Genomic DNA, 24818 nt, shown 5'->3' with positions numbered 1-24818 from the left:
GGGGCACCGGCCGTCGGCTCCGACCCGGGCCTGGGGGACATCATCTTGCCGACGCGGCAGCGCGAGGTGCTCGAGCTGTACGCGAACGGCGAGACGGCGGGTTCGGTGGCGCGCCGGCTGGGGCTGTCGGAGTACACCGTCAACGACTACCTCGGCCGGATCCGCCGCAAGTACGCCGAGGCCGGGCGGCCCGTGCGGACGCGGGTGGATCTCTATCGGGAAGCCGCGAGGGACGGCTTTCTGCGGGATCCGCGCCACCGGGCCTGAGCGGCGGTCAGCGGGGGCAGCGGACGGTGTACTCCCATTTCGTCCGGGACGGCCCGGTGACCCGGACGGTGACGGAGGTGGCACCACCGGCCGGGACGGTCACCACGGCCGAGCCCGTGCCCTGGTTGGCATTGTCGCCGACATACCCGGTGTCGTGGATCTGCGCATTCTCGTAGAAGACCTGAATCCGATCGGGAATGTCGTATGTCTCGTAGGCCAGCACGAACGAGGTGGGTCCGGCGACGCCGAGTTGGTGGACCGTGGTGGTCACGCCCGCGCCGCCGGATTTGGTGGAGTTGTTGCACTGCTGGACCCCACCGCCGGGCAGACCGCTGCCGGAGGATCCGCTGTCGGACGAGCCCCCGCCCGCGGAACCACTGCCGCCGGAACCGCTGCCGGAACTTCCGGAGGAACTGCCGGAACCGATGATGTCGCCGAGAATGCCGCTACCGGTGTCGGCGCTACCCGGCTGGCCGGCGGCCACGGCCGACCCCATGCATGTCGCCACCGCCGCCGCGGCTCCCACGCCGAAACGAACCGCTGCTGAACCGATCCTCGAAACCATGACCGTCCTCCATGGAGCTATGCACAACCTTCGACAGATCGACGCGATCGTCGCGTCGTACGGCAGACGGTAGAAAGGCCGGGCCGGTGGCGGAATCCGGATCTTCTGTGCCCCGGAAGCCCTGCCCCTGAGATCGGGGGCAGCTCGGTGACCGGACTCACAATGCGCGGACTAGCTGAATTCCAAGTTAATAACGGCCCAATAAATGCAATAGTAGAACTATTCGCGGAATCTATGGGAGCCGGTAGCGGACAGGGTTGGGGCTCGGCTGATCGGGATGTATTCGGCTCGATTTGATTGTTGTGATCAGTGGTGTCCTTCTTTGGATTTCATGGGTTGTCGACCGCAATTGCCGGTGTTAGCTTTCCCCTTGTCCCCGAAAACCCTCCTCATCAGTACAGGTGGTTCAGAAATGATTAACTTCGTCAGCGGAATCGATGCCGGTTCCTCGGTGCTCAACAGCGGTTCCGGTGTGCTCGGGAGCGGTCTGGACCTGGGCACCGCGATCGTCAAGCTGATCGGCTCGATCGTCGGAATCTTCGCCTGATCCATCACGAACGCGGCGGTGCATTGCCATGGGCATGCGCCGCCGCATTCGTATATATGTCGTAAATTTCAGGAATTCCGGCGGAAGGGGTGTCGAGTATGCGTCGATATTCGTGCGGAATTCGCCGACGGCATCGGTATGGACCGAGTGGTCCAGAACTGGACTACCATCGTGGTATGTCGAATGACCCGAAGACCACCCGTGGGCGCGCGACCCGTGAGCGGATTGTCGAGCAGGCGGCCGAACTCATCGGCGAGCGCGGGGTGGATGCCACGAGTCTGGATGTGGTGCGTGCGGCGACGGGGGCGAGCAAGAGTCAGCTGTACCACTACTTCGCCGATCGGGATGATCTGATCGCCGCCGCGGTGGGGTATCGGTGCGAGCGGGTGATCGAGGAATTGACTCGGCTGCTGGGTCGGGTGGCGAGTCTGGAGGAACTCGAGCAGGCGCTCGCGGGGTTCGTGGCGGTGTACGAGCAGACCATGGCCGGATGCCCGATCGGGACCCTGGCCGGTGAGGTGGGAGATCGGAACGAGGCCGCGCGGCAGCAGGTCGCGTCCGCGTTCGACGCGTGGGAGCGGCTGTTCGCCGACGCCATCGCGCGCATGGTCGAGCGGGGGGAGTTGCGGTCGGGTGCCGATTCGGCGGCGCTGGCGACCGGACTGCTGGCGAGTTTGGAGGGTGGGCTGCTGCTGGGGCATGCGCGGCGGGACCCCGTATCGCTGCGCTTGGCGGTGGAGGCCGGGCTGACGCGGCTGCGGATGGAGGCCGCCTGATTTCGCTGTGGGCGGACGGCCCATCACCACTCTGGACTGAATAGTCCAAAGACTGCTACCTTCGATTGGACTAAACAGTCCAATCGAAGGTGAATCATGGTTGCCGAAACCGACTCCACCCTGACCTCGGCCCGCGGCCGGTTGATCCTGCTACTCCTCTGCGCGGTCCAATTCCTCGATATCGTCGACTCCTCGATCCTCAATGTCGCCCTGCCCTCGATCCGCGCGGACCTGCCCTTCACTGCGCACGGCGTGCAGTGGGTGCTGAGCGGCTACCTGCTCACCTACGGCGGCTTCCTGCTGCTCGGCGGGCGACTGGCTGACCTGGTCGGACGCCGCCGCATGCTGGTCGCCGGAACGGTCCTGTTCGCGGCCTGCTCCCTCGCGGGCGGACTCGCCGTCACCCCCGAGATGCTGGTCGCGGCGCGCGTCCTGCAAGGCGTGGGCGCGGCCCTGATGGCCCCGGCCGGGCTGTCCATCCTCACCACCACCTTCCGGTCCACGGCCGACCGCAATCGGGCGCTCGGCGTCTGGGGCGCGGTCTCCGGCCTGGCCGCCGCCACCGGGGTCTTCTTCGGCGGCGTGCTGTCGGACGGTCCCGGCTGGCGGTGGGTGCTGCTGGTGAATCTGCCGGTCTGCCTGGCCATCATCGCCGCAGCGCACCGGCTGCTGCCCGCCGACGGCCCCCGCGAGCGGGTACGCGATTTCGATGCCGGCGGTGCGCTGCTGGGCACGGGTGGCATGCTGCTGCTCGTCTACGCACTGGTGCGCGCGCCCGAGCAGGGCTGGACCACCGCCGTCACCCTCGCCTGCTTCGCCGGGGCGGCGCTGCTGCTCGCCGCGTTCATCGGAAACGAACTGCGCCATCGCAATCCGCTGTTCCCCTTCTCCATCTTCCGGGTTCGCGGCCTGGCCGCCGCCGACGCCACCCAGATGCTGGCCTTCGCCGGATTCGTCTCCATGTTCTTCTTCCTCACCCTCTACATGCAGAATGTGCTCGGCTTCTCGCCGACCCAGGCCGGTGCCGCGTATCTGCCGGTGACCGTGGGCATGGGTATCGCCGCTGGCGTGTCCGCCAAGCTGTTCGAACGCGTCGGCACCCGGCCGGTGATCGTGGCGGGTGCGCTGATCGCGGCGGCCGCCATGTTCCAGCTGTCCCGCATTCCGGTCGGCGGCGACTACCGGTCGGATCTGCTGCCCGGCCTGCTGGTGGTGTCCATCGGGCTCGGCGCGGTATTCGTGGCCGTGACGACCGCGGCCAACGAGGGGGTGCCCGCCGATCGGGCGGGCCTGGCGGCCGGACTGCTCAACAGTTCGCAACAGCTCGGCGCCGCACTGGGTTTGGCGATTCTGACCGCCATCGCGACCTCGCGTACCAACGAGCTGCTCGCCGCGGCGACGGCGCCGCCGGAGGCATTCACCGCGGGCTTCCAGCGGGCGCTGTTCGTCTGCGGGATCTTCGCGCTCGCGGCGGCCGTGCTCGCCCTGCGCGCCGGTGAACTGCGTATCGGCAAGCACCGGTCGGACATCGATGCGGCCACTCCCGCCGTCGAGCTGAAGGGCATGGCATGAGCGCCACCGACCGCACCCGGGTACTGGTCACCGGAGCCACCGGATTCCTCGGTGGCCGCGCCCTGCGGGCACTGTCCACGCGCGCCGATGTCGAACCGATTGCCGCCTGCCGCAACCCGATTCGGTTGCCCGACTGGTTCACCGGCCAGGTGCGATCGGGCGACCTGCTCGATCCGGACTACCGCCGCGACGTGGTGCGCGATGTCGATGTGATCTGCCACCTCGGCACCTGGGGCGCCTTCTGGGGTCATCGCCGCGAAGAGCGCACCCACTTCCTGGAGCCCGCGGTCGACCTCGTGAATCAGGCGGTGGCGGCCGGAGCGCGTCGCTTCGTGCTGGCCGCCACGGTGGCCATCGCCACGCCGAGCCGGGACGGCACGGCGGTCGGCGATTTCGCCCCGGCCAGGTACACGGGATTCTGGCCGCATGCCGACCGCTTGATCGACCTCGACCGGCACCTGCGCGAAAGCAGCGGTGCGGGAACGGAAATGGTCACGCTTCGGCTCGGGCACTTCGTCGGGGCGGGGAATGCGCTCGGCCTGGTGTCCGCGCTCGCGCCCCGCCTGCGCACCCGGCTGGTGCCCTGGTTGAACGGCGGACGTGCGCGTCTGGCCCTGGTCGGGGACCACGATCTCGGCGAGGGAGTGGCGCGCGCGGCGCTCGCGCCGGGACTGGATTCGTACGAGTCGTTCAATATCTGCGGTCCCGAATTCCCCACCGCCCGAACGGTTATCGAGTTCATCGCCGACGAGATCGGCGCGCCCGCGCCGTGGTTCAGCGTGCCCTACCGCGCCGGATACGCCTTCGGCGGACTGATGGAGGCGCTGCATCCGGTGCTGCCCGGCGCGGATCCGTTCCTGACCCGGTCCCTGGTGCACGTCGCCGAGGACTGGTGGTGCCCCAGCGACTACGCCACGGCGAAGCTGGGATACCTGCCGACCCAGGATTGGCGGGATGCCGTGCGGGAGAACCTGCGGTGGCTGCGCGACCAGCCGCATACCTGGCCGCGTCTGGCGCAGGCGGTCTGACCCGGACCCCGCGTCGTTCCGGCCGGTGCGACGCGGGCGGTTCGCTCTCCTTGTCGGGGACTGTCGCCGGGGATACTATGTGATGCGCATCACGTCCAAGGAAGATCGGGTGCGGCGCATATTCGACATCACCGCGGGTGGGGTGGGTGTCACAAGGAAGCGGTGGGGCGATCGGCGCTCGTCGACCGCGCTGATCAACAGGTCGAATCATTCGGAATCGAGATGTCATGTCCGACGGTACGCAAACACTCGCAGCCGCCCCCGCGACCGGATCGGAGGATCCGGAATTCGCCGCCCGGGCGGAGGCCTTCGGCAACCGCATGCTGGAACTGATCAACGATGGCTTCCTGACGCTTATGGTCAGTATCGGCCATCAGACCGGGCTGTTCGACACCATGAGCGATCTGCCGCCCGCGACGAGTGCGGATATCGCCCGCGCCGCGAATCTGAACGAGCGCTATGTGCGGGAGTGGTTGTCCGCGCTCACCGTGGGGAAGATCGTCGACTACGACCCGGGCAGCCGTACCTTCGCCCTGCCCCCCGAGCATGCGGCGGCGCTGACCAGGGCGGCCGGTCCGGAGAATGTCGCCGCCTTCACCCAGTACATCCCGCTGGCGGCGAGCGTCGAATCCGATGTCGTCGGCTGCTTCCGGCGGGGCGGCGGCGTGCCCTACTCGAAGTACGGCCGGTTCCAGCAGTTGATGGCGGAGGAGAGTTCCGCGATTCACGATGTCGCGCTGATCGATGTCACCATCACGCTGGTGCCGGGTCTGCCCGAGCGGCTTCGGGAGGGCATCGACGTCGCCGATATCGGCTGCGGCAGTGGGCATGCGCTGAACCTGCTCGGCCGGGAATTCCCCAACAGCCGGTTCGTCGGTTACGACTTCTCCGAGGAGGGCATCGCCACCGGTCGTGCGGAGGCGGAAGAGATGGGCGTGACCAATACCCGATTCGAGGTGCGCGATGTGACGAATCTGGGCGTGGTCGACAACTATGACCTGATCACCGCCTTCGACTCGATCCACGATCAGGCGCATCCCGCGCGCGTACTGAGCGGCATCGCCGATGTGCTCCGGGAGGACGGCACCTTCCTGATGGTGGATATCCAAGCCTCCAGCAATCTGGAGGAGAATATGGAGCATCCGCTCGGCCCGTCCATGTACACCATCTCCACCATGCACTGTATGACGGTGTCGCTGGCGCTCGACGGTGACGGGCTCGGCACCATGTGGGGCGAGCAGCTCGCCACCCGCATGCTGCACGACGCCGGATTCGCCTCCGTCGAGGTGAAGCATATCGAGGCGGACATCTTCAACAGCTACTACGTCGCGCGAAAGAGGTAGCGGCTCGCAATTCCGTTCTCCGAACGCCCTTCCTAGGGCGGTGTCACACGCGGTAGCCTATGACCGACCGGTCGGTCACTCCGTCGATGTGGTGACCGCCCGGTGCTTCGGCAGGAAGGGATGCGGTGGAATTCGTGACACGATGCGCGGCACTGATCGCCACGGCGGCGGTGCTCCTGGGTGGGGCCGCGGGTACGGCCGCGGCCGAGCGGGACGAGCCGGTGCCCTACAGCTATCTGGCCGGACTGGCGGCACAGGCCGCTGCCCCGGGCCAGCCGCCGCCGGGTGCGAACGACTGGTCCTGCCGCCCGAACGAGCGTCATCCGCGCCCGGTGGTACTGCTGCACGGGCTGGGCAATGAGACCGTGACCTGGCAGACGCTGTCGCCCCTGCTCGCGCGGTCCGGATACTGCGTCTTCACCACCACCTACGGCACGGGTGCGCTCGGGCCCGCGGTGGGCGCGCTGGCTCCGGTGGAACGCAGCGCCGCCGAGATCGGCGGGTTCATCGACCGCGTGCGCACCGCGACCGGTGTGGACCGGGTGGATGTCGTGGGGCATTCGATGGGTGCCGCGGTGCCCTTCTTCTACATGCACCACCTGGGTGGCGCGTCGACCATCGCCCGCCTGATCGGCCTGGGTGGGCCGTTTCACGGGACGACCGTCAGCGGGTTGGCCATGTTCGGCGACCGCGTCCGTGATCTGCCGGGCGCGGCGGCGATCGTCGCGGACTGCGGACCGTGCCAGATGTCGCCGGGTTCGCCGATGATCGATCTGTTGCGCGCCGATCCCCGGCTGCTGCCCGAGACCGAATTCGTCGGCATCGTCAGCCGATACGACGAGATCGCCACCCCGTACACGACCGGACTTCTGGAGGGACCCAACGCGCGCAACGTGGTGCTACAGGATGTGTGCGCCACCGACTTCAGCGAGCACTACGGCCTGACATCGGACCCGGTCGCGGTCGCGGAGGTGCTCAATGCCCTGGACCCGGAGCGGGCGCGGCCGGTGGACTGCACGGTGGTCGCACCGCTGCTCGGGCCTTTGGCGCCGCCGGTCGAGCACGGGGGCGTGCGATGAACCGCCCTGCCCGCCTCGACATCGATACGCGCCACGGCAGCGTGGCGGTGTGGTTGTCCGGACCGGAACGTGGCGATGTGCCGGGAGTGCTACTGCTGCATGCCAATCCGGGCGATCATCGCGATTTCGATGCCGTCGCGGCGGAGTTCGCTCGGGAGCTGCCGGTAGCGGGCGTCGACTGGCCCGGCTACGGCGATTCGTCCGCCGCGAACCCGGAGGAGATGACCGCGGACAGTCTCGGAGAGGTGGCGGTCGAGGTGGTCGATGCGTTGGGGCGGAGGGGAATTCAACGCGTTGCAATTATCGGCAACAGTGTCGGCGGCTATGCCGCGGTGCGCGCGGCACAGCTCCGGCCGGAACGGGTGCGGGCGGTGGTGCTGGTGCAGCCCGCCGGATTCACCCCGGCGAACATCGCGACCCGTCTGGTCTGTCGAGCGATGGGGCGGCCCGCACTGGCGCGCCACCTCGTCCGGCCCAGTGCCCGCGCCTACCTGGGGCCGCTGCGCGACGCCGGACATCGCGCCATCTACGAACGGGCGCAACGGGTTCCGGATGATCCGGCCCGGCTGGCCGTCTACTGCTCGCTGTGGCGCAGCCTCGCCGATCCGCGATGCGACCTGGTCGCCGAGGCTCCGCTGCTGTCGCGCACCCCGGTTCAGGTGGTGTGGGGTACGCGCGATCCGATCAATCCGTGGCCGCTCAACCGACGCGGTATCACCCGTGCCCTGCCGCACGCCCGCATCTCGACGCTGCCCACCCGGCACGAACCGTTCAGCGAGCACTCGGGACTGTTCCTCGACGCGGTGCGGCCGTTTCTCGAGCACCGGGCAGGATCGGTGTCATGAGATCCGCCGAACCGGGCCGCCGCGCCCTGCTGGACGCCGGCCGCACCCTGCTGGCCACCTCCGACCTGTCCAAGCTGTCGGTCAACTCCATCACCGCCACCGCCAATATGGCCAAGGGTAGCTTCTACCAGCACTGGCCCAGCCGCGACGACTACATCCTCGCCCTGCACCGCGCCTTCCACGACCACCTGTTCGAGCGGGTGCAGGACCGGATCGCCGACCACCGGCCCGGGGCCGAACGCCTCGCCACCGGCATCCAGGTCTACCTCGACGGCTGCCTCGCCGAACCGGCCACCAAGGCCCTGCTCGTCCAGGCCCGCACCGAGGCGGCGCTCGGTGACGAAGTGGCGCAACGCAATCGGCAGGCCGCGGGCGTCATCGCCGAGGATCTCGCCGCGATCGGCTGGACGGACCCCGAACCGGTCGCAGCCCTGCTCGTCGCCGCCGTCGCGGAAACCGCGCTCATGGAATTGGCCGATCGGAGCCCCCGCCCCGACCTTCGGGACGCACTGCTCCGGCTGGCCGCGCCGCCGCGTGACTGAGCGGCCCGACGCCCGACCGGAATCCGCGTAGGGTGTGGTGGGCCCGGCGGACACCGGTCCCACGGCTACGACGTCACGGGGGTCCGGCGGTACGTTCGCGGCCTCGCGCGGGAGCGAATCGCGAAGTGCGCGATATCCGCTCAGTCGCGGGCAGCGGGTCGTTCCGCACGCAAGATGAGCAGGGTGATCTCGCTCGGGGCGAATACGCGGAGTTGCGGGCCCCAGAAGCCGGTGCCGCGGCTGGTGTAGAGCTGGGTCGCGCCGTGCCGGGACAGACCCGCCACCACCGGCTGGTCGAGGCGGACCAGGTAGCGGAAGGGCCAGATCTGGCCGCCGTGGGTGTGGCCGGAGATCTGCAGGGCCACGCCCGCCGCCTGGGCTTCGATGATCTGCTTGGGCTGGTGGGCCAGCAGGATGACGGGGAGGTCGCGGTTCGCGCCGTCCAGGGCGGCGGTGAGGTCGGGGCCGTGGCCGGGGAGGGTGGTGCCAGTGGGGTCGTCGATGCCCGCCAGGACGAGGCTGTCGCCGCCGTGGGTGAGGGTTTCGTGCTGGTTGTGCAGGGGCTGCCAGCCGATCGAGGTCATGTGGTCGATCCAGCCCTGGGCGTCGCCGAAGTACTCGTGGTTGCCGGTGATGTAGTAGCGGCCCAGGCGGGCCTCCACCTTGCCGAGCGGGTCGACCTGGGCGTGCCGCTTCTCCACCGAGCCGTCGGCGAGGTCGCCCGCATGGCAGGCGATATCGGGTTCGAGCGCATTGACCACCTCGACCACGCGTTCGGACCAGCGCAGCCGGTCGGTGGCGGCGTAGTGGGTATCGGTGACGACCGCGACCCGCACCCCGTCCAGGCCCGCGCCGAGACCGCGGATGGGCACCTCCACGGTGCGCACCCGGGGCACCCGACGTGCCTCGACGACGCCCCAGACGCTGAGCGCCACCGAGACGGCGAGCACCCCCGCCGCGACGAGACGGGAGCGCGCCGGATCATCCACCCCCGCGACGGACAACCCCACCCCGGCCGCCAGGCCGATCGCCGACCAGCTGAACAGCACCCACATCACGCCCAGCAGGGTGTCGCCCACGATCGACGCCGCATCCGACTGTCTGCTCCCGTGCCCGAGCAGCATGGTCGTCGGCAGCACGGCGTAGCCCAGCAAAAATACCGCCGTACCCAGCCAGAACAGCGTGCTCGCGCCGTCGGTGGGCGCGGCGACCAGCGTCCACCAGGGTAGGAGGAACAGCAGGGCGGGAATCGCCAGGAACAGGATGATGCGGGGGAGATACTTCACGGGAGGACCATTCTCGTCGGCGCGGCGCGAGATGCGACAGCGCCGCGCCAGTGGTCCCATCGACACTAACAGCGTCAGCGGGAGAGCCGTTCCAGCTGTCGCAGCAGCTCCGAGGCGGCGACGGGCTCCAGCGCCCCGAAGACGCCGCCGCTCACCTCCACCCCGAAGATGCGCAGCTCGTCGGGGTCGTCGTGGAACCCGCCCCGAATGCCGCGGTCGAGGGTGAGCGTCACGTCGTGGCGGGCGTCGACGCGGCGGTGCGCCCACCGGTCGGCGAGGACCCAGCCGAACCGCTGGAGCCCGAACACCCGTGCCGTGGCCACCCGGCGATTGTCGAAGCGGGCCAAGCGATTCGACGCGGCCTCCGCCGCCGTGCAGGCGTACACGTCACGATCGAGCTGAGCGAACGGCTGTGCCAGCCCGCGCTCGGAGTACACCGCACGCCACCGTGCGCGGGCGTCGCCGAGGTGCAGCGGATGCGCGACACCGATGAGCGCGTCGTCGGGCAGTTCGAGCGCCACCCCCTCGATGTCGAGGTACGCACCATCGTTATCGATCCGAAACGACGTAGCGACAGCGCCATCCGCATCGAAGGCCGCCCAGACGACCCGCCGTGCCATCGCCCCGAGCCCCGGCTGCTCGACGACCGTCTTCCGATGCGTCCCCACCCGCCACCGGCGGCCGTCCACCATGGCCCCCTCGAGGCGCCGAATCTGTTCGGTGGTCACCTGTCAGCTCCTCGGCGCGCCCGCTGCCGGGGTCGGAGCGAATCCCGGTGGGCCGCTCGGGCGGCGGTGGGTCGATCGTAGGTCACCGGCGTTCACGCGAGCCGGACCCGCAGCACAGTGCCGCTTTCGGTGCTCACCAGCAGTTCCCGGTCGGAGTCTGGGGCGGTGGTCACCGCGGTCATGGGTTCGCCCGTCAGCACGGTGCAGGTGGTGTGCGTGTCCGGGTCGAGGCGCACCAGGTGGCCGCTGGTGGTGGCGACGTAGAGTCGGCCGTCCGGGCCGACGGTGAGATCGTCGGGAAGAGCGGGGGCGGTGAACGGGGCGGCCGCGAGGTCGGCGGCCACGCTCGGACGGCCGGGATCGTCGAGGGGGACGCGGAGCACCCGGGCGGCCGGACTGCTCATGATCGTGACGTAGACCGAATCACCGTGTACGGCAATGCCGTTGACGGCGAGGCCGTCGGCGCTGACGGTTTTCGGGGCGCGCTCGGTCCACTCGGTGTCGACGGTGCCGTCGGGACGGATGCGGACCACCCCGGCGGTGGTGTCGCCGACGTAGAGGTTGCCCGCCGCGTCGAAGTCCGCGCCATTGGCCATGCCGAGGCCGCTCACGAAGGGCTCCGGTCGGGGGTCGGCGGCCGTCGGATCCAGACGGACGACGCCGCCGGAGCGAGTGAGGGCCGAGAACGGCGCATTGCCGGTGTTCACGTACAGCAGGCCGTCGGGGCCGAAGGCGATCGCGCCGGGGAAGGCCACGGGGACCGTCGCGGTGAGTTCACCGGAGGGGCTGTAGCGCTCCACCGCGTTGCGGTACATGCGCCCCACCCAGATATCGCCGCGAGCGTCGACGCCGATGCTTTCCGCCCAGTCCAGCACCGGAATCCGCAGTGGCAGTGCGGTTGTCGTGGCGGCGGCGCATCCGGTCGGCTCCGCCCCGGCCGGGGTGATCGCGGCCGTCGTGGCGAGTGCGGCGACCCCGACCGCGAACGACAGCCGGACGGCGGCGCGGGCGAGTGCGCCGGTGGCGGCGATGCCGCGGTTGCGTTCCATGGACCTGTGTTCTCCCATTCGGACTGTCCGACCCGCAGTCAATCTAGCCGCTCGCCCGACGGGGCGTGCGGCCCGATTCGCCCGGCTGGTGACCGGCGGGTAACCTTCCGCTCGCACAAGATCTGAAAGGACCGTCGTGAAGATTTCGGGCTCGGATGCGGAAACTGCCGAGCGCGTCGTCGACGTTCTCGTGGTGGGTTCGGGTGCGGCGGGTATGAGCGCCGCGCTGACCGCAGCCGCCCACGGCCTGCACCCGGTCGTCATCGAAAAGTCCTCGTACTGGGGCGGTTCCAGCGCACGGTCCGGCGGCGGTGTCTGGATTCCCGACAATCGGGTGCTGCGCGAGCAGGCCCCGGCCGACGACCTCGAACAGGCCCGCCGCTACCTGCACGGCATTGTCGGGCCGCACGCCGATCCAGCGCGGATCGACGCCTACCTGGACCGCGGCGCGGAAGCCCTGAACTTCCTGATCGACACCGCCCCACTGCATCTGGAATGGGTGCGCGGCTACTCCGACTACTATCCGGAGGCCCCCGGCGGCCGGGCGGGCGGACGCTCCTGCGAGCCGCTGCCCTTCGACACCCGCCGCCTCGGCGCGGACGCCGCCACCCTGCATCCGCCCTACAGCACCGCGCCCACCAATGTCGTGGTGAAGCAGTCCGAATACCGTTGGATCAGTGTGGGATTGCGCACCTGGCGTGGTCCGGCCGCCATGCTGCGGGTCGGTGCGCGGGCCATCGGGGCGTACCTGCGCGGTCGCCGCCTGCGCGGCCTCGGCGCGGCCCTCATGGGCGAACTCATGCTGGGGCTGCGAACGGCCGGGGTGCCCGTGGAACTCGGCACCGCGCTCACCGAACTCATCACCGAGCACGATCGCGTGGTGGGCGCCCGCGTCGAGCGCGACGGGCGCTCCGAGGTGTGGCGGGCCCGGCACGGAATCATCCTGGCCTGCGGCGGTTTCGAGCACAATGCCGAGATGCGGCGCAAGTACCAGCGTGAGCCCGTCGGTTCGGAGTGGACCACCGGCGCGCCCACCAACACCGGTGACGGCATCACCGCCGCGCTGAAACTCGGTGCGGCCGTGCGCCTCATGGACGACGCGTGGTGGGGGCCCGCCATCCCGCTGCCCGAGGGGCCGTGGTTCGCGCTGACCGAACGGTCACTGCCGCGCAGCATCATCGTCGACGCCCGGGGTGAGCGGTTCATGAACGAATCGCTGCCGTATGTCGAAGCGGTGCATCGGATGTACGGCGGCGACTTCGGGCAGGGCGACGGTCCGGGCGAGCACATTCCCGCCTGGCTGATCTTCGACAAGAAGTACCGCAACCGGTACATGTTCGCCACGCTGCCCGGCCGCGCCCCGCTGCCCGAGGCGTGGCTGGAGTCCGGCGTGCTGGTCGCAGCGGCCACCATCGCGGAACTGGCGGAGCGGATCGGCGTGCCCGCCGCCACCCTGACCGCCACCGTCGAGCGCTTCAACGGCTTCGCGGACAACGGGGTGGACGAGGACTTCCAGCGCGGCGAGAGCGTCTACGACCACTACTACGGCGATATCGCCAACAAGCCCAATCCGAGTCTCGGGCCGCTGACCAAGGGCCCGTTCTACGCGGCGCGGCTGGTGCCGGGCGACCTCGGCACCAAGGGCGGCATCGACACCGACGCCGCCGGCCGCGCGCTGCGGGCCGACGGCTCGGTGATCGCGGGGCTCTACGCGGCGGGCAACACCAGTGCGCCGGTCATGGGCCATACCTACGCTGGACCGGGGGCGACCATCGGTCCGGCGCTGGTGTTCGGGTACCTCGCGGCGCTCGATATCGCCGACCGGGCGCGCGGCTGACACACCGATCCCGCGCGCCACGCCACCGCCTCGTCGACCATCGGTCATTCTCGACCGTGGGTGGACAGGGTGGTTCCGATACCGAAGGGGGCTTCATGGGTGGCGTGGGCAGGTGGTGGCGGACGGGGCTGGCGACCGTGGTGGTCGCGGTGATCGCGGCATGCGGTACGGCGGACGGTGCGCAGGATCCGCACCTGTGGCTGGAGGAGCTCGACAGCCCCCGGGTGCGGCAGTGGGTGGCCGACCAGAACGCGCGGACTCTCGATGTGCTGGAACGGCATCCGGACTTCCCCGGCAACCTCGCGGTGGCCCGGGAAATCGGCAACTCGCCCGATCGGATCCCCGTGCCCAGGCTCGAACACGGGCGGGTCGGCAACTTCTGGCAGGACGCCGAGCATCCGCGCGGCATCTGGCGCGAGACCACCCGCGCCGATTACGAGTCACCGCAACCGCATTGGACCACGGTGCTGGACCTCGACGCGGTCGCGCGGGCGGACGGCAAGAGCTGGGTGTGGAAGGGCATCGACTGCGATCCGGTCCGGCACACCCGATGTCTGGTGCGACTGTCCGAGGGCGGCGAGGACGCCGTGACCGTCCGGGAATTCGACCGCACCACAGGCGCGTTCGTCGACAGCGGGTTCACGCTGCCTCGCGGGAAGCAGTACGCGGCCTGGCTCGACCTCGATACGCTGCTGGTCTCGCGGGAGTGGCGGCCCGGTGAGGTCACCGCCTCCGGCTACCCCTATATCGTCAAGCAGCTGCGGCGCGGCCAGCCACTCGACGCCGCCGTGGAGGTGCTGCGCGGCGACCCCGCCGACGAACTCGCCACCCAGCCGGTGCTGCTGGAGGACGGCGCGGGCGGCCGGATGAGCCTGATCCGGCGCGGCACCACCTTCTTCGAGCACGAGGTGAGCCGTTTCGACGGCCGCGCGCCGGAACCGCTCGGCATCCCGCCCAAGCACGACCTGGAGGGCCTGATCGGCGATCGACTGCTGATCGGTCTGCGGCAGGACTGGACCGTCGCGGGCGTCACCCATGCCGCCGGAAGCCTGCTGTCGCTGCGGGTGGCCGAGCTCACCGCCGACCCGAGCCGGATGCGGCCGGTGCCGGTGTACGTGCCCGGCCCACGGGAGGCGCTGGGCAGCGTCCTCGTCACCCGCGACCGGATCGTGGTCACCTCGCTCGACGATGTGCGCGGGCGCGCCGCCGTCCACACCCCGCTTCCGGACGGAACCTGGTCGGCCGCACCGGTTCCCGTGCCCGAGAACGCCACCGTCGAGGCCGTGGACGCCGACGCGGCGGGCGATATCGCCTATCTGTCGGTGACCTCGTTCCTCACCCCGGCCACGCTCCTGAGCCTGGATACGGCCAGCGGCGTGGCCACCCCGGTGAAAATGGCTCCGGCCCGGTTCGATTCGTCGCGCTACGTGGTGGAGCAGCGGAAGACCACCTCGCCGGACGGCACCCGTGTGCCCTACTTCGTGGTCCGGCCCGCCGGGATGGCCTTCGACGGCACCAATCCCACCGTGCTGTCGGCCTACGGCGGGTTCGGTTCGGTGTCCACGCCCGGTTACGACGGGGTGCTGGGCCGGCTGTGGCTGGAGCGGGGCGGCGTCTACGTGCTGGCGAATATTCGCGGCGGCGGTGAATACGGGCCGCGCTGGCACGAGGCGGCGCGCGGGGTGCACCGGCAGCGCGCCTACGACGACTTCGCGGCCGTGGCACAGGATCTCATCGCCCGCGGCATCACCACGCCGCGTCACCTCGGCATCCAGGGCGGCTCGAACGGCGGGCTGCTGGTCGGCGTGCAGCTCGTGCAGCGCCCGCACCTGTGGAATGCCGTCGATATCGCGGTGCCGCTGCTGGATATGCTGCGCTACGAGGAGATCGCCGCGGGGGCGTCCTGGGCGGACGAATACGGCACGGTGGCCGATCCGGAGCAGCGCGCCTTCCTCGCCGCCATCTCGCCCTACGCCCAGCTGAAGGCCGGGGTGGTCTACCCGGAACCGCTGGTGTGGACCACCACCACCGACGATCGGGTCGGCCCGCAGCACGCCCGCAAATTCGCCGCCCGGCTGGCCGAACAGGGGCACCCGTACCTGTTCTACGAGGCCACTCGGGGCGGCCACGGCGGCGGCTCGAACAATGATGAGCGGGCGTACACCACCGCGCTGGAGTACACCTACTTCCAACGCCAGCTCGGCTGATCCGGCCGTCAGCGGTCGATGAGGGCGACCGCGATCGGCACCAGCAGTTCCACGAGCTCGTCGACCGGTGGGCGAGGCTGCTCCAGCAGCCATTCGTGTGCCAGGCCGTTGATCGCGCCGATGAGGGCGCTGGTGGCCAGGGCCGGATTGCCGCGCACCCGCGCACCGGATCCGGCAATGGGTTCCAGTGCCGCCAGCACCACCCGGCCCCAGGCGTGGCGACGGGCGCGACGATGCTGTTCCATGCGCTCGCTCACGCCGACCACCTCGATGAAGGCCACCTTGGCGCGGTACGGATCGGAGTCGATGGAGGCCAGGTACGCCGCCAGCACCCGGGTGACGGCGGCGGTGGGATCGCCGCCGGTGAGATCGCCCAGCGCCGCGGCGATGGCGGCTCCGGCCTCGTCCTGGATCCGGTCGTAGGCGGCGACGAGGACGTCCTCGCGGGTCTCGAACTCCTCGTAGAACTGTCGTTTGGACAGTCCGGCCGCCGCGCACACATCGGCCAGCGAGCAGTTGGCGTAGCCGCGTTCGGCGAAGATCTTGGTCGCGGCGTCCAGGAAGCGCTGCCGTCGCTCGGCCCTGCGCTCGGCCACGGCCCGCCCGCCGTACTGCCTGCCCTCCACTGTCACGTCACACACCGTAGCCGGGCGGCTGCCGGGGCGGGAATCGCTCAGGGGCGGGGACGCAATCCGTGGGTGAGGTGGCGGACCATATCGGTCAGCAGCTGGTCGGCGTCGTAGTCGCTGGTGAAATCCGAGGCCACGATGGTGGCGACGCCCTGTAGTGCGGCGATGGCGGTCAGACCGAGGCGTTTGGGGTCACCGGCCACGATCTCGCCCTCGGCCTGTCCCACGGCGATGAGGTCCACCGGCACCGCGAAGGCGCGCTGCACCGCCGCGGACAGTTCGGGGGAGGTGGAGCGCTGTTTGCGGGCGAACATGAGGGCCAGCAGTTCCGGATTCTCGACGGCGAAGCGCAGGTAGGCGCGGGCCATGCCGTAGAGGCGTTCGGTCACCGGACCCTCGGTGACGGTGTGGGCGAAGCATTCGCCCAGCCGGTCGAAGCCGGTGGCGGCGAGCTGGTCGAGCAGGGCCTGCTTATCGCGGAAGTGGCGGCTCGGGGCCGCGTGGCTGACGCCGATGTCGCGGGCCAGCTGGCGTAGCGACAGGCCGTCCACCCCTACTGTGCGCAAGGTGGCCTCGGCGCGTTGGAGCAGCGCCGAGCGCAGATCACCGTGGTGGTAGCGAGAACGGATGGACATGGTCCGCACAGGATATCCGACACATCCGTAATGTTGGCATTGACTACTTTGTAGCCACTGCCTACATTGGCGAAGGCTATGACGAACCAGAGCGCCCCCGAGGCGAAAAGCGGTGCGCACGTGGATGAGACGAACGCACCCCAAGGCCAACCCGCCGCCGCGACGGCCCCCGCATCCGGACGCCACCTCTCCCCGCGCGGGTGGGTCTTCCCGATCGCGGTCGTGAGCCTGCTTGCCGCACTGCTGGGCACCATGTACCTCGGCTACACCGCCGACCCGGAGAAGAATCTGCACGATTTCCCGGTCGCGCTGGTCAATCAGGACGTCGGCGACACTCTCGACGGGCAGCCCGTCAACTTCGGCGACCAGATCACCGCGGCCATGGTCGAGAAGGTTCCGGCCGACAAGATCGACCTGCGCCCGCTCGGCATCAACGAGGCCCGGCGGCAACTCCAGCACGGACAGGTCTACGGGGCCATCATCATCCCCGGGGACTTCACCAAGCGGATGGCCATTCTCGGCGCGGCCGCCGTGGTGCCCGGCGAGGTGGAACGGCCCATCATCACCGTCAATACCAACCCGCGCGCGGGCACCTACGCGGCCTCGATCATGCAGCGGGTGACCGATCGTGCCATGCGCGAGGTGAACGCGACCGTCGGCACCCAGCTCACCGAGCGGGTGGAGGCGCAGCTGCGGCCGCCGCCGGGCAGCGAGACCGCGGCCGCCGCGCTCACCGGGGCCGCGCGCCTGCAACTCGCCGAGCCGATCAATATCGACATCGCGCCCTACCGTCCGCTGCCCGAGGGCACCGGACAGGGGCTGTCGGCCTTCTTCTACACGCTCATCCTGTTGTTCGCGGGCTTCAGCGGTGCCATGATCATCCATTCGCTGGTGGACTCCTCGCTCGGCTACGCGCCCGCGGAATACGGTCCCTACTACCGGAATTCGCCGCCCGCGCCGATCAGTCGCCGGCGTACGCTGCTGCTCAAATGGGGTGTCGCGGTGGTGACCGCGCCCATCGTGTCCGCCATCTTCCTCGGCATCGCCACCCTGCTGGACATGCCCGTCGACCATCCGCTCACGCTGTTCCTGTACGGCACCCTGGCCGTGGTCGCGGTCGCGGTGACCGGGCTGTCGGTGCTGGCCGCCTTCGGCACGCCGGGGCTGGTGGTGAACATGGTCCTGTTCGTGGTGCTCGGACTGCCGTCCTCGTCCGGGTCCATTCCGATCGAGGCGACCCCGCGCTACATCGCCGATCTGGCCGCCTTCGAGCCCATGCACCAGATCTACCTGGCCGTGCGCGCGATCCTGTTCTTCGACGGTCATCTGGAAGCGGGCCTGAGCCAAGGCATCTGGATGACGGTGCTCGGACTCGGGATCGGCCTGCTGTTCGGGGCGATCGCCACGCACACCTACGATCTGCGCGGCCTGTCCCGGCTCGGTGTCCCGCACCGGACGGTCGCGGAATCGTAGCCGCCGCATCGGGAACGTACCGACCGATCGTGCTGTGCACGAGGGACTTTCGACTCTGGACCGGCCGGGCTACCCTGCGGATACTGGCTGCCAACAAGGTGTCGTGGAGTGGTTCGGTGGGATGGGTGCTGCACAGTTCGATCAGCTGACCGGACAGTTACTCCGGTCGGTGCGCGACGGCGGCGGCGGAATGCTGGCCGTGTGCGGGGCCTGCGTGCACGTGCTGCCGGTGCGGCGGGCGGCCATCGTGCTCGAGGAGCGCGATGCCGGACTGCAACCCTGGTGTGCCAGTGACGAGATCGCCGACCGGGTGGAGGCCGCGCAGGCCACCGCCGGGGAAGGGCCGGCGGTGTCGGCGGTGGACGACGGAGTGCCGGTCGCCGTTCCCGACCTGGCCACCGAGGTCGAGCGCTGGCCCGGATTCGCCGAGGCGCTGGGTGATGCCGCCCCGCGCGGATCCCTGCTGGCGATTCCGCTGCGCCTGGGCGGAGCCCGGCTCGGCGCGCTCGATCTGTACCGGGACGCGATCGGGCGGCCCGGCCCCCGGCTGGTGACGGCGAGCCTGCACGTCGCCGACCTGGTGACCGCCAGCCTCGTCCTGGCGGCCGAGGGGGAGGCGCGGCGCTGGGGCCAGCCGTCGTCGAGCCGGTGGATCCACCAGGCCGCGGGGATGGCCAGCGCCCAGCTCGGCATCGAAGTGACCGACGCCTACGCGCGGATGCGCGGATACGCCTTCTCCCACGGGCTTTCGCTGGTCCAGGTGGCGCGGGGAGTGGTGGACCGGAGCATATGTTTCGAGCCGGAATGAGACGGCTATTGGCGTTGAAGCTTCACGTTCTCATACGATGGGAAGTTGGGCGGCGCGGCACGGGAGTTCATTTTCGCGGCGGAGACGTATGTCCGGCGATCGGGGTGATGGCGGTGTCAGACGGTGAGCTGCTGGTCCTGCGCAGCGCCATGGGCGTACTGGAGCCCGACGGCGTCACCGTCGCGGTCCGGCTGCCCGATCAGCCGGAACTGTTCGGGGCGCTGCCCGAGGAACTGCTGGACCTCGAAGCCTGCCAGTGGGATCGGGGCGACGGCCCCGGCGCGGTGGCCTTCTCGTGCCGAGCACCCATGACCATCACCGAGATCGAGCGCTACCGTGACATCTGGCCGGAGTACGCCGATCTGGCGCGACGGCAGGGCATCTGCGCCGTGGCCGCCATCCCCATGCGCGTGGACGACACCGAAGCCGGTGTGCTGAGCCTGTATTCGCATGAGCCGCGACCGTGGTCGCGACGCGACGTGCACCGTGCCGCACTGTTGGCCGCCATGGCCGCCGAGCACATTCTCAGCAGGCATCAGGTGCGCCAGCACCAACGCACCACCGCCCAACTGCGGCACGCGCTGACCTCGCGGATCGTGGTGGAACAGGCCAAGGGCGTCATCGCCCACGCGCACGGCACCACGACCACCGTGGCGTTCGAGCTCATTCGTGCCCACGCCCGGCGCAATCGGGTCACCGTGCACGCCGTCGCCCGCGGCATCGTGGAGCTGGGTCTGCGAATCTGAGTGACCTGGCGAAGATCCCCGATGTGCATTTCGCCGACGGAGTAGCCTGAGCACTGCGGAGCCGAGATCCCCTGTCCCCGGATGGATTCCGCAGTGACAAGCGAGCGTCCAGAACCTCGACGCCCGTCCGCGATCCTGCATATCCACCGGGGGCTTCACTCATGTCACAACCACCCTGTACCACGGCGGCGCCCGCCGCCGCCCGCCCGATCCGCCGCGGCAGCGACTACGACGATCTGCTCCGCCGTGTCGGCGACCGCGACCGCGACGCCTACGACCGGCTCTACCGCGCCACCCGCGCACTGGTGTTCTCCCGGGTGCGGGTCGTCGTGCGCGACATCGGATACGCCGAGGAGACCTGTCACGAGGTGTACCTCCAGGTCTGGCGCAGCGCCGCCGCCTTCGACCCGGCGCGCGGCAATGCCCTCACCTGGCTGTGCGCCCTGGCCCACCATCAGGCGGTGGACCGCGTGCGCCGCGAACGCACCGCCTATGGGTACGAAAACCGCTGGGGTGCGAGCGATTACCGCCGCCCGGCCGACGTGGTGGCCGAGGAGATCGTGCGTCGCCACGAAGAACACGCGGTACGAACGGGTTTGACCGCCCTCAGCCCGCGCCAACGCGAATCGGTGATGCTGGCCTTCTACTGCGGCCTCACCTACCGCCAGGTCGCCGCCCGCCTCGGCATCGGCGAACCCGCCGCCAAGGCCCGCATCAGATCCGGCCTGGCCCAACTGAAATCGGTCCTGCTGTCCGACGCCGCACCCGCCCGCACCTGACGACCCCGCAACAGTTCGGTCGGCAGGTACAGCTGCGCCCACATCGCGCGGCGCGCAGTTCGAATTGAACCGCCGCATCGGCCGATCGCGGAGCGACCGGCCGGGCATCGGTTCCAGCCGGCCGGCGTGACGCCGCGGTGGTCCGACGACCCCGGGCCGAAGGAGGCCGTGCGGTGGCCAGCCGCCGGTCCGACCGAGCAGACGCCGGGGCGGGCTCCCGCCGTCACCGGCTGTGACCGTCAGTGGCTGGCAGTGGCCTTGAAGCCGTGCGGGACGAGGGTCACCGTGAGCAGCGCCACCGTGCCGACCAGCGCCACCGAGATCCACGCCGTGGTGGTGAGGGCGAGGTCGAAGGCGTGGCTGGCGGTGGTGAGGATCTGCTCGGCGATCGGACCGTCCGCACGGCTCGCCACATAGGCCGCACCGCCGACGGAGCCCTGCGCGGTATCGAGATCATCGCCGCGCAGCGGCAATCCCGTCACATGGGCGGCGAAGATCCGGGCGTGGATACTGCCGAGCAGTGCCACCCCGAGACCGATGCCGAGTTCGTAGTTGGTCTCCTCGACGGCACCGGCCTGACCCGCACGCTCGGGCGGCACCGCCGCCACCATGACCGCGGCGGCGGTCGTGACCGCGAGCCCGTCCCCGAGCCCGAGGGCAACCAGCACCAGCGCCACCACGGGGTACACGGTGGGCTCCGGCGAGATCGCCAGCACGGCGAAACCGGCGGCGAGGGCGAACAATCCGACGCCGAGCACGGTGCGCACCCCGACGTGGCGCAGCAGCCACGGCGTGGCCAGCGACCCCAGCAGCGTCGCCACCGCCGCCGGAATGGTGCGAACACCCGCCTCCAGCGGTGAGTAGCCGTGAATGTACTGCAGCCACAACGAGATCAGGAACAGTGCCGCGCCGATGGCGAGCATGGCCACCAGCGTCGCCAGCGCCGCCGCCAGGAAGGTGCGATTGCGGAACAACCGCACATCCAGCAGCGGATCGGCCGAGCGCAGCTGCCGCAGGGCGAACAACGCCAGCAGCGCCAGTGCCACCAGCAGCATCGCCGCGTCGAGCACCGTCACACTGCCCGCGGCGAGGTGTTTGATGCTCCAGGCCAGCGCCACCACACCGGCGATGGACAGCGCCGCACTCGTGAGGTCGAGGCCACCCTGCTGCGGTGCGCGGTATTCCGGCAGCAGCGCGATACCGGCCACCACCGTCACCACGACCACCGGAACGTTCACCCAGAAGGCCGCCGACCATCCGAAGTGCTCCACCAGCACACCACCGGCGACCGGGCCCACGCATGCGCCCGCTCCGGCGACCGCCGCCCAGATGCCGATGGCCAGCGTGCGTTCGTGGTCGTCGGTGAAGATGGTGCGGATCAGCGACAGCGTGGACGGCATGACCATGGCGCCGCCGATGCCGAGCAGCACCCGCCCGAGAATCAGCTGCCAGGGCTGCTGCGCCGTCGCCGCCACCACCGAGGCGAGGCCGAACAGCACGAAACCGATGAGGAACAGTCGCTTTCGGCCCTGCCGGTCGCCCAGCGCACCGCAGGTGATGAGCAGGCCGCCCAGGACGAGGCCGTAGATGTCGATGATCCACAGCTGTTCGATCGGGCTGGGCTGCATGTCCTGGATGAGCGAGGGCAGCGCCACATTCAGGATGGTGGCGTCCATGGCCACCAGCAGCAGGCTCGCGCACAGCACCGCCAGCATGGCCCAGCGTCCGGGCAGCGGGGTGTCCGCGCTGTCGGAATCGGGTGCGGGCACCTGCCCGCGGGGGACCCGGCCCATCGTCGCGCCTCCTCGCCTCGCGTGTTGGCAATGGTTCGGTTAACGACGATAGCCCGAAACGGAGAACGCCCGCGCCGGGCACGGCCGTTCGCGCTACTTCGTGGCCGAATCGCCGTTCGGCCCGTCGCCGGTGGCACGCGCCGCCAGCGCGTGCTTGCCGTCACCCACGGCGCGCTGCGCCACCAGCAGGTCGCGGATCTCGGCGAGCAACTCCAGCTCGGTGGGATCGGCCTTGACCTCGGTCGGGGCGGCGAATCGCTTCTTCAGGTGGTTCATCGGCAGGATGAGCACGAAGTACAGCACCGCCGCCACCATGACGAAATTGATGGCCGCGCTGATGATCGGCCCCACCGCCACGAAGGTGGCGGGTTTGTCGCCGACGATCTGAAAGCCCAGGCCCAGTTCACCATTGGTGCCCAGAATCGCCAGCAGGGGTTCGATCAGCCCTTTGGTGACCGAGGTCACGATGGCGGTGAAGGCCGTGCCCATGACGACCGCCACCGCCAGATCGATGACATTGCCCCTCATCAGGAACTCTTTGAAACCCTTGAACATGATCCGCTGAATCCAATCCGCGCCGGTTCACTAGTGCCGGGCGCAGTCTAAGGCGGATCGAGCCGCGATTTCGCCTCGGCGACCGGGTCTATTAGCTGTGAAGTTGCCAACGTCGGTGGGGTGGTTCGTGACTCAGCCCACCCCCGCGCGTTTCGGCGTCCGGCCGGTGCGGATCGCGCGGTCGCTGCGGAAGGTGCGCACCAGGGCCACGCACATGGCCAGCATGACCACGCTGAACGGCAGCGCGATGAGCACCGCCACGGTCTGCAGGGTGGTGAGCGCCTGTGCGCCCTCGCCGCTGGCCACCAGTAGCGCGATGGCCACGGTGCCCATGGAGCAGGTCCAGAACACCCGGCTCCATACCGGCGGCTCCGGATTGCCGCCGGAGGAGATCATATTCACCACCAGCGCACCGGAATCGGCGGAGGTGACGAAGAACAGCACGATCACCAGGATCGCGATGCCCGCGGTGAGCGCGCCGCCGGGCAGCGTGTGCAGCAGGGCGAACAGCGCGCTGTCGCGATCGGGACCCTCCGGCCCGATGAGTCCACCGCCGCCGAACATCTCGCGGAACAGCCCGGCACCGCCGAAGACGCTGAACCAGAGGAAGGTCAGCAGCGTCGGCACCAACAGCACTCCGGCCACGAATTCACGCACCGTGCGCCCGCGCGAGATACGGGCGATGAACACGCCCACGAAGGGTGCCCAGGAGATCCACCAGCCCCAGTAGAAGACCGTCCACTGCTGCGTCCAGTTGGTGCCCTTCGGTCCCTCGGTCGCGCCGGTGTAGAGGCTGATCTTGGGCAACTGCTGGAGGTAGGTGCCGATGTTCTGCACCAGGTCGTTGACGATGAACAGCGTCGGACCGACCGCCAGCACGAACAGCAGCAGCATGCCCGCCAGCCCCATATTGATCTGCGACAGCCATTTGATGCCCCGGTCCACGCCGGTCACCACCGAGACGGTGGCCAGCAGGGTCACTGCGATGATGAGCACGACCTGAAAGCCCTTGCCGGGCTGGTTGATCCAGCCCTGGTAGTTCAGGCCCGCCGAGATCTGGAGCACGCCCAGCCCGAGCGAGGTGGCCACACCGAATACGGTGCCGATCACCGCGACGATGTCGATAAGGTCACCGCGCCATCCGCGAATGCGTTCCGGAGCGAGCGATTCCAGCGCCCATCGAATGGACACCGGACGCTTGCGGCGGTGGATCGAGTACGCGATGGCCAGTCCCACCACCACGTAGATGGCCCACGGGTGGATTCCCCAGTGCAGGAACGTCTGCACCATGGCCGCGTCGGCGCGCTGGGCGTCCGTATCGCCCACGCCCGGGCGGGGATCGTCGTAGTGGAACAGCGGTTCTGCGACGCCCCAGAACACCAGCCCGATTCCCATCCCGGCGGCGAACAGCATGGCCAGCCAGGCGGTGATCGAATACTCGGCCGGTTCCCCGTCGTCGCCGAGGGTGATGTCGCCGAATCGGCCCAGCCCCAACCAGATCGCGAACACCACGAACAGTGACACGATGACGATGTAGTACCAGCCCATTCCGCCGATCACATTGTCCTGCAAGGCTTTCGCCTGCTCGGCGGCGGTATCGCGGAACACGATGGCATAGACGGTGAACGCGACCACCACGATGGCGGCGGGCCAGAACACCCTGGGTTCGACGGCGGATCGAGGGTGAACCGCGCTCGTATCGGATGAAACGCTGCTCGGTGCGCTCACG

At 69.5% G+C, this 24818-nt stretch carries 24 protein-coding genes; 15 read left to right on the top strand and 9 right to left on the bottom strand.

Translation table 11 applies throughout. The features are described from left to right. Nucleotides 1–267 (top strand): helix-turn-helix domain-containing protein (locus QK444_RS09255; protein WP_282778966.1); only part of this gene is annotated, 267 nt, incomplete at its 5' end. Nucleotides 268–274: 7 nt separating this feature from the next. On the opposite strand, the gene QK444_RS09250 is transcribed toward QK444_RS09255, so the two are convergent. After that, nucleotides 275–832 (bottom strand): hypothetical protein, encoded by a 558-nt coding sequence (locus QK444_RS09250; protein ID WP_195144027.1) that lies wholly within the window; start codon nt 830–832, stop codon nt 275–277. A gap of 412 nt (nt 833–1244) precedes the next feature. On the opposite strand from QK444_RS09250, the gene QK444_RS09245 reads away from it, so the two are divergent. The 8 genes from QK444_RS09245 to QK444_RS09210 all read left to right on the top strand — a co-directional run bounded on the left by QK444_RS09245 (nt 1245) and on the right by QK444_RS09210 (nt 8564). Beyond that, a complete protein-coding gene (locus QK444_RS09245) occupies nt 1245–1379 on the top strand; it encodes a hypothetical protein (RefSeq protein ID WP_255222359.1) in 135 nt (44 codons plus the stop codon). Nucleotides 1380–1555: 176 nt separating this feature from the next. After that, nucleotides 1556–2155, top strand: a complete 600-nt coding sequence (locus QK444_RS09240) for a TetR/AcrR family transcriptional regulator (protein ID WP_282778962.1) — start codon at nt 1556–1558, stop codon at nt 2153–2155. A 96-nt stretch (nt 2156–2251) separates the two neighbouring features. Further along, complete coding sequence (locus QK444_RS09235) at nt 2252–3727, top strand: MFS transporter (protein ID WP_282778960.1); 1476 nt, start codon at nt 2252–2254, stop codon at nt 3725–3727. Next, nucleotides 3724–4755, top strand: coding sequence for an NAD(P)-dependent oxidoreductase (locus QK444_RS09230; protein ID WP_282778958.1), 1032 nt, complete (start codon nt 3724–3726; stop codon nt 4753–4755). Before QK444_RS09235 ends, QK444_RS09230 begins: the two co-directional genes overlap by 4 nt. 227 nt (nt 4756–4982) lie before the next feature. Then, on the top strand, nt 4983–6098 hold the full coding sequence (locus QK444_RS09225) for a class I SAM-dependent methyltransferase (RefSeq protein ID WP_349239513.1): 1116 nt from the start codon (nt 4983–4985) through the stop codon (nt 6096–6098). 125 nt (nt 6099–6223) lie between these two features. After that, entirely contained in the window at nt 6224–7177 is a 954-nt protein-coding gene (locus QK444_RS09220) for an alpha/beta fold hydrolase (RefSeq protein ID WP_282778956.1), read from the top strand. Continuing rightward, the gene (locus QK444_RS09215; protein WP_282778954.1) at nt 7174–8022 is read left to right on the top strand and encodes an alpha/beta fold hydrolase; all 849 of its coding nucleotides are present in this window, start codon (nt 7174–7176) and stop codon (nt 8020–8022) included. The genes QK444_RS09220 and QK444_RS09215 overlap by 4 nt, the downstream gene beginning before the upstream one ends. Further along, a complete protein-coding gene (locus QK444_RS09210; protein ID WP_282778953.1) occupies nt 8019–8564 on the top strand; it encodes a TetR/AcrR family transcriptional regulator in 546 nt (181 codons plus the stop codon). Before QK444_RS09215 ends, QK444_RS09210 begins: the two co-directional genes overlap by 4 nt. A 140-nt stretch (nt 8565–8704) precedes the next feature. On the opposite strand, the gene QK444_RS09205 is transcribed toward QK444_RS09210, so the two are convergent. The 3 genes from QK444_RS09205 to QK444_RS09195 all read right to left on the bottom strand — a co-directional run bounded on the left by QK444_RS09205 (nt 8705) and on the right by QK444_RS09195 (nt 11627). Beyond that, nucleotides 8705–9850 (bottom strand): metallophosphoesterase, encoded by a 1146-nt coding sequence (locus QK444_RS09205; protein WP_282778951.1) that lies wholly within the window; start codon nt 9848–9850, stop codon nt 8705–8707. 74 nt (nt 9851–9924) lie between these two features. Further along, entirely contained in the window at nt 9925–10578 is a 654-nt protein-coding gene (locus QK444_RS09200) for a DUF4132 domain-containing protein (protein WP_282778949.1), read from the bottom strand. Between the two features lie 92 nt (nt 10579–10670). Then, nucleotides 10671–11627 (bottom strand): SMP-30/gluconolactonase/LRE family protein, encoded by a 957-nt coding sequence (locus QK444_RS09195; protein ID WP_282778947.1) that lies wholly within the window; start codon nt 11625–11627, stop codon nt 10671–10673. Nucleotides 11628–11763: 136 nt separating this feature from the next. Here QK444_RS09195 and kstD point away from each other — a divergent pair, with 136 nt between their 5' ends. Both kstD and QK444_RS09185 read left to right on the top strand, forming a co-directional pair. Next, complete coding sequence (gene kstD / locus QK444_RS09190) at nt 11764–13464, top strand: 3-oxosteroid 1-dehydrogenase (RefSeq protein ID WP_282778946.1); 1701 nt, start codon at nt 11764–11766, stop codon at nt 13462–13464. 95 nt (nt 13465–13559) lie between these two features. Then, nucleotides 13560–15671 carry a prolyl oligopeptidase family serine peptidase gene (locus QK444_RS09185; RefSeq protein WP_282778944.1) on the top strand — a complete coding sequence of 704 codons (2112 nt, stop codon included), beginning with the start codon at nt 13560–13562 and terminating at the stop codon, nt 15669–15671. 8 nt (nt 15672–15679) lie between these two features. Here QK444_RS09185 and QK444_RS09180 read toward each other — a convergent pair whose 3' ends face one another. Then, complete coding sequence (locus QK444_RS09180; protein ID WP_029931855.1) at nt 15680–16303, bottom strand: TetR/AcrR family transcriptional regulator; 624 nt, start codon at nt 16301–16303, stop codon at nt 15680–15682. A 41-nt stretch (nt 16304–16344) separates the two neighbouring features. After that, nucleotides 16345–16935 (bottom strand): TetR/AcrR family transcriptional regulator, encoded by a 591-nt coding sequence (locus QK444_RS09175; protein WP_282778940.1) that lies wholly within the window; start codon nt 16933–16935, stop codon nt 16345–16347. 78 nt (nt 16936–17013) lie between these two features. Here QK444_RS09175 and QK444_RS09170 point away from each other — a divergent pair, with 78 nt between their 5' ends. The 4 genes from QK444_RS09170 (at nt 17014) to QK444_RS09155 (ending at nt 20741) form a co-directional block, all read left to right on the top strand. Beyond that, nucleotides 17014–18408 (top strand): DUF3533 domain-containing protein, encoded by a 1395-nt coding sequence (locus QK444_RS09170; protein WP_282778938.1) that lies wholly within the window; start codon nt 17014–17016, stop codon nt 18406–18408. Between the two features lie 121 nt (nt 18409–18529). Further along, on the top strand, nt 18530–19216 hold the full coding sequence (locus QK444_RS09165) for a GAF and ANTAR domain-containing protein (RefSeq protein WP_282778937.1): 687 nt from the start codon (nt 18530–18532) through the stop codon (nt 19214–19216). 113 nt (nt 19217–19329) lie between these two features. Then, a complete protein-coding gene (locus tag QK444_RS09160; RefSeq protein WP_282778935.1) occupies nt 19330–19962 on the top strand; it encodes a GAF and ANTAR domain-containing protein in 633 nt (210 codons plus the stop codon). Between the two features lie 161 nt (nt 19963–20123). After that, nucleotides 20124–20741 (top strand): sigma-70 family RNA polymerase sigma factor, encoded by a 618-nt coding sequence (locus QK444_RS09155; RefSeq protein ID WP_282778933.1) that lies wholly within the window; start codon nt 20124–20126, stop codon nt 20739–20741. Nucleotides 20742–20980: 239 nt separating this feature from the next. On the opposite strand, the gene QK444_RS09150 is transcribed toward QK444_RS09155, so the two are convergent. From QK444_RS09150 to QK444_RS09140, 3 genes are all read right to left on the bottom strand, one after another. After that, nucleotides 20981–22534 carry an MFS transporter gene (locus tag QK444_RS09150; protein WP_282778931.1) on the bottom strand — a complete coding sequence of 518 codons (1554 nt, stop codon included), beginning with the start codon at nt 22532–22534 and terminating at the stop codon, nt 20981–20983. 93 nt (nt 22535–22627) lie between these two features. After that, nucleotides 22628–23089 carry a large conductance mechanosensitive channel protein MscL gene (mscL, locus tag QK444_RS09145; protein ID WP_282778929.1) on the bottom strand — a complete coding sequence of 154 codons (462 nt, stop codon included), beginning with the start codon at nt 23087–23089 and terminating at the stop codon, nt 22628–22630. Between the two features lie 132 nt (nt 23090–23221). Beyond that, a partial coding sequence (locus QK444_RS09140; RefSeq protein WP_282778927.1) for a BCCT family transporter occupies nt 23222–24818 on the bottom strand: 1597 nt, incomplete at its 5' end.

The organism is Nocardia sp. CC201C (genome assembly GCF_030010695.1).
In the GTDB taxonomy this organism is placed as follows: Bacteria; Actinomycetota; Actinomycetes; order Mycobacteriales; family Mycobacteriaceae; genus Nocardia; species Nocardia otitidiscaviarum.
This window is presented reverse-complemented; position numbering and strand designations above follow the sequence as displayed.